The sequence below is a fragment of the Paenibacillus sp. MY03 genome, assembly GCF_002165585.1.
GTDB classification, from domain to species: domain Bacteria; phylum Bacillota; class Bacilli; order Paenibacillales; family Paenibacillaceae; genus Pristimantibacillus; species Pristimantibacillus agaridevorans.
Window position 1 is genome coordinate 1 of sequence record NZ_MXQD01000118.1, and the last position, 1,604, is coordinate 1,604.

Sequence of the window (1,604 nt, forward strand, 5' to 3'; positions counted from 1 at the left end):
GCATTATCCGTAATTTCGATCCGGGCTGCGGCGCCTGGACCAACGGCTTGATAAATATCAGCGTAGTACAGATAGTAGTCTCCTTCGAAATTGAAGCCTCGTACATATCCAGGCACTGAAAAACGGTCAAAGCCAATTTCAACCGCGGTGTGTGGACTCCAGAGACCTGTTCCTGCATATCGAGTGTACTCGACCATGCCTTCACTCGTATCCGTCATTCGGTACAAGCCGTCAGAGTCGGTTGCATTGCCTGGAATAGGCCCACTCTTGACCCAGAACTGCTTCAGCATCGGAGTTGAACGCCAACGTTGTGCATTATTAGGGTCTCTCATGCCTGTTGATGATTTGTCCAATGACAAGATAGGGCTATCGTTAGAAGCGATCTTATAGAAGTTTGTAAAAGTCTTTGTCGGAGTATACCAGAATGGCGAACCTGTAAAAACATCTGCTTTTTCCGGTCTGGAATACCCATTTCCGTCAAGGTAGTGCCATATTCCTTTAACTTGCCAGCCATCGGTTGTCGACATCAGCTCATCGTACGCATTGTCCTGATGTTCTGCCGGCCAATAAATATAATAATGCTCATAAAACTCGGTATGTGTCTCGGAGTCTGTTACATAGATTCTTTTCGCCGGGGATCCAATTTCGATTCCCTTGCCATAAGGCAACTCATTCACAGCGGCAACTTGAGGCGTAACGCCATTATCCGGACTGACCGTCCCCCTTCCCACTGGAACGGCAGTTGATAACGGCGTACCCGCAGTTTCATCTGCCAACGTTTGACGATAAAGCATCGTCGGACCCAGGTCGCCGAAGTCGAAAGTGCCATCTGTTGATACAATGAGTTCAGCGCCTTCTCCCAAGCCATCAGGCGCAGACCATCCGAGCTGCGCGTTGCCGCCTGACACGCTCGCGGGATTCACGTCGAGATCCTTGTCGATCTTCTCGGTGCTAATGACGATATTGTCAAAGTAACGATTTTGATCCTGCAAAGATCCGCTGTTCCAATAGTGCTCGAACAGGACCGCATTAATGCCGTAGGCATCATAATTGCCCATCCAATTCATATCCGTCTTGCTGGCTTGAAGCGTATTATTGATCCAGTATTCAAACACGCCATTGGCTTGACCGGCGTCATTCAGCTTGATATGAACTTCAATGCTGTACCACTTGCCAACGTAATCAGAACTGAAGATAGGGGTAAGGCCCTTCTTGATGCCCAGCCAACGAAGATTGTTAAAGTCATTGTATTTCGTGGTCATCAGATTGCCTGCTTCATCCGTCCCCGAAGCGGGGTCGAGCAGCAGATAATCCTTGTCCGGATTATTCGGCGTGCTATTGCCGCTCCATACATGACCGATGAACGGCTGCGCCCAATTGGATGTCAGCGAAGTGACACGGGACAGCTTGTCGCCTCCGCCGCCTATCCAGTTCTCATCATGCTTCAAATACATGCGATAATAAATTTCACGAATGATTTCCCCGTCGCGTGAAACAGGCGATATATAGGGATCCGGTGTTTTGCCGAATGCAACCTTCATGCCTCCCGCTCCAGTAGCACCTTGTTTGAAGGCGCCTTTCACAGCGGTCGATCCTCCCCATCC

General features: G+C 49.5%; 1 protein-coding gene. It reads right to left on the reverse strand.

Annotated features, from left to right (window positions below; translation table 11 throughout):
* On the reverse strand, window positions 1-1,583 hold a 1,583-nt coding region (locus B1748_RS36165), incomplete at its 3' end, for a hypothetical protein (protein WP_218781692.1).
* Window positions 1,584-1,604 lie beyond the last annotated feature (21 nt).